Origin of the sequence: Ureibacillus acetophenoni (genome assembly GCF_900220965.1) — a bacterium.
Classification (GTDB): Bacteria; Bacillota; Bacilli; order Bacillales_A; family Planococcaceae; genus Ureibacillus; species Ureibacillus acetophenoni.
Genome location: NZ_OBQC01000031.1, coordinates 1 through 2,770, shown reverse-complemented (window position 1 = coordinate 2,770; position 2,770 = coordinate 1). Strand labels below are relative to the sequence as shown.

General features: G+C 43.5%; 16 tRNA genes and 2 rRNA genes. All 18 read left to right on the top strand.

From position 1 onward, the window contains the following. Positions 1 to 93: ribosomal RNA gene (locus CRO45_RS19655) — 23S ribosomal RNA — on the top strand; the annotation flags it as partial. Between the two features lie 145 nt (positions 94 to 238). Next, positions 239 to 354: ribosomal RNA gene (gene rrf, locus CRO45_RS19650) — 5S ribosomal RNA — on the top strand. 14 nt (positions 355 to 368) lie between these two features. After that, a tRNA-Asn gene (locus tag CRO45_RS19645) sits at positions 369 to 443 on the top strand. A 9-nt stretch (positions 444 to 452) separates the two neighbouring features. After that, positions 453 to 544 (top strand) — tRNA-Ser (locus CRO45_RS19640). A 12-nt stretch (positions 545 to 556) separates the two neighbouring features. Next, a tRNA-Glu gene (locus CRO45_RS19635) sits at positions 557 to 631 on the top strand. A gap of 30 nt (positions 632 to 661) precedes the next feature. Next, a tRNA-Val gene (locus tag CRO45_RS19630) sits at positions 662 to 737 on the top strand. 181 nt (positions 738 to 918) lie between these two features. Continuing rightward, a tRNA-Met gene (locus tag CRO45_RS19625) sits at positions 919 to 995 on the top strand. Between the two features lie 3 nt (positions 996 to 998). After that, positions 999 to 1,074, top strand: a tRNA-Asp gene (locus CRO45_RS19620). Between the two features lie 17 nt (positions 1,075 to 1,091). Further along, a tRNA-Phe gene (locus tag CRO45_RS19615) sits at positions 1,092 to 1,167 on the top strand. Between the two features lie 28 nt (positions 1,168 to 1,195). Further along, positions 1,196 to 1,271: transfer RNA gene (locus CRO45_RS19610), tRNA-Thr, on the top strand. Positions 1,272 to 1,277: 6 nt separating this feature from the next. Further along, positions 1,278 to 1,361, top strand: a tRNA-Tyr gene (locus CRO45_RS19605). A gap of 7 nt (positions 1,362 to 1,368) precedes the next feature. Then, a tRNA-Trp gene (locus tag CRO45_RS19600) sits at positions 1,369 to 1,442 on the top strand. A 36-nt stretch (positions 1,443 to 1,478) separates the two neighbouring features. Further along, positions 1,479 to 1,554, top strand: a tRNA-His gene (locus tag CRO45_RS19595). A 25-nt stretch (positions 1,555 to 1,579) separates the two neighbouring features. Continuing rightward, a tRNA-His gene (locus CRO45_RS19590) sits at positions 1,580 to 1,655 on the top strand. 38 nt (positions 1,656 to 1,693) lie between these two features. After that, a tRNA-Gln gene (locus tag CRO45_RS19585) sits at positions 1,694 to 1,768 on the top strand. Between the two features lie 10 nt (positions 1,769 to 1,778). Further along, positions 1,779 to 1,853, top strand: a tRNA-Gly gene (locus CRO45_RS19580). Between the two features lie 7 nt (positions 1,854 to 1,860). Beyond that, a tRNA-Cys gene (locus tag CRO45_RS19575) sits at positions 1,861 to 1,934 on the top strand. A 45-nt stretch (positions 1,935 to 1,979) separates the two neighbouring features. Further along, positions 1,980 to 2,060: transfer RNA gene (locus CRO45_RS19570), tRNA-Leu, on the top strand. The last annotated feature ends 710 nt before the right edge of the window (positions 2,061 to 2,770 follow it).

Here is a 2,770-nt window from a genome sequence, read left to right as displayed (position 1 = left end):
GATCCCTCAAAGACGATGAGGTAGATAGGTTCGAGGTGGAAGTGTGGTGACACATGGAGCTGACGAATACTAATCGATCGAGGACTTAACCAAAACAATCTTGAACGCTTTCAATGTCTTTATCCAGTTTTGAAAGAATAAACAATATTCTAACAATTGTTTTAAAAGTAATTTTATATCAATTAATGGTTGAAAAAGCTTTCAAACATGTTATAATAATAGTTGTCTTTCGGTTTAGTCTAGTGATGATGGCAAAGAGGTCACACCCGTTCCCATACCGAACACGGAAGTTAAGCTCTTTAGCGCCGATGGTAGTTGGGGGCTTCCCCCTGTGAGAGTAGGACGTTGCTAGGCTTATATATGAATATTCCGAAGTAGCTCAGTGGTAGAGCAATCGGCTGTTAACCGATCGGTCGTAGGTTCGAGTCCTACCTTCGGAGCCATTACTTCTTGGAGAGTTGTCCGAGAGGCCGAAGGAGCACGATTGGAAATCGTGTAGGCGGGTAACACTGTCTCAAGGGTTCAAATCCCTTACTCTCCGCCATAATTTTATTATGGCCCGTTGGTCAAGTGGTTAAGACACCGCCCTTTCACGGCGGTAACACGGGTTCGAATCCCGTACGGGTCACCATTTAAATTAATACTTGTTTCAAAACTAGTTGGAGGATTAGCTCAGCTGGGAGAGCACCTGCCTTACAAGCAGGGGGTCGGCGGTTCGAGCCCGTCATCCTCCACCATAACTCTAATTTTCATATTATTATTATCGCGGGGTGGAGCACGAACGAATAAGCTTCGGAGCAAAACTTCAGCGTAACGATTTTGCTAATCATTTTGAATTAGCTTAACAAAATCGGGACGGTTCGGTAGCAATACTGAATACGTCAAATGAATTATTAATTTTATAGTAAATATTATTATCGCGGGGTGGAGCAGTTCGGTAGCTCGTCGGGCTCATAACCCGAAGGTCACAGGTTCAAATCCTGTCCCCGCAACCAAATGGTCCCGTGGTGTAGCGGTTAACATGCCTGCCTGTCACGCAGGAGATCGCCGGTTCGATCCCGGTCGGGACCGCCATTTATAATTTTACATGTGGGTCTGTAGCTCAGTTGGTAGAGCATTTGACTGAAGCTCAAAGTGTCGGCGGTTCGATTCCGTCCGGACCCACCATTCTTATTTAACAACTTGAAAAGATAATGCCGGTGTAGCTCAGTTGGTAGAGCAACTGACTTGTAATCAGTAGGTCGTGGGTTCGACTCCTATCGCCGGCACCATTATCTGGAGAGGTAGCGAAGTGGCTAAACGCGGCGGACTGTAAATCCGCTCCTTCGGGTTCGGCGGTTCGAATCCGTCCCTCTCCACCAGCTTTATAGGGGCATAGTTTAAAGGTAGAACGAAGGTCTCCAAAACCTTTGGTGTGGGTTCGATTCCTACTGCCCCTGCCAATTTTTTTGCGTTTATAAAGAAAAATTATTGTTATGGCGATTGTGGCGAAGTGGTTAACGCACCGGATTGTGGTTCCGGCATTCGTGGGTTCGATTCCCATCAGTCGCCCCATTAAATAAAGTGATATATTATTATGGCGGTTGTGGCGAAGTGGTTAACGCACCGGATTGTGGTTCCGGCATTCGTGGGTTCGATTCCCATCAGCCGCCCCATTTAAATAGTTATATAATGATCTAATTAATCATATTATTGGGGTATAGCCAAGCGGTAAGGCAGCGGATTTTGATTCCGTCATGCCCAGGTTCGAATCCTGGTACCCCAGCCATTTTTACTATGCGGAAGTAGTTCAGTGGTAGAACACCACCTTGCCAAGGTGGGGGTCGCGGGTTCGAACCCCGTCTTCCGCTCCAAGTTTATGGCGGCTTAGCCAAGTGGTAAGGCACGGGTCTGCAACACCCTTATCACCGGTTCAAATCCGGTAGCCGCCTCCAATTTTTGTAATCGGTTTAGCCGATTTTTTTTATCCATTTTTTCATGCCGAAGTGGTGGAATGGCAGACACGTCGCACTCAAAATGCGATGCCGCGAGGCGTGTGGGTTCGAGTCCCACCTTCGGTATCATCGTCACCTACACAAATAGATAAACTTATTATAAAAATAACTATTAGTAAGGTGTATGAAAGAAGGTAGAGATTAATTTCTCTACCTTCTTTTTTTGATTTAAAAGGCAAAAAGAAAAGGAGGCAGAAAAGACTAACGGGTTCGGTTGATAGGGTGAAGTTTATGCTAATAACATTCTAATTAGCATAAACTTCACCTGCAAATTGGCAATATAAACGGCAAGTAAAAACGCTCAGATTTCTGAGCATTTTTTGATGTAATATTTTACTAGCCTAATTAAACTAAAGCCCCCTTATATACAGTATGATTTTCTACCGTATTCAACGTAAGTAAAGATAGCAAAAATGCCAGTTTTCTATCTTTGTAGAATCATTATCTACAGTAATGTATTCATAGTTATTAACGTTAACAAACATAGGACTTTACTTGGAGTGGTGGGTATGATAGGCTGGTTTGCCTGTTGAAACACCCTGCTTCAGCCTTTCAAGACAGATCATACCCACGGAGGCTCCAAGTCAAGTCCTTAACCGTTATCTACGGTTACATGTAAACAATGATAAAGAGGGCAACACATCAACGTTTTATTGCTGATACTGTATATAACTGCCCCGATAGTTTCTGTAAGGCATTAACTTCTAGATATTAATTTTCATAGACTACATGCTAACGCATAGGTCTTTTAAAAAAATGTAATTTAATATATATTA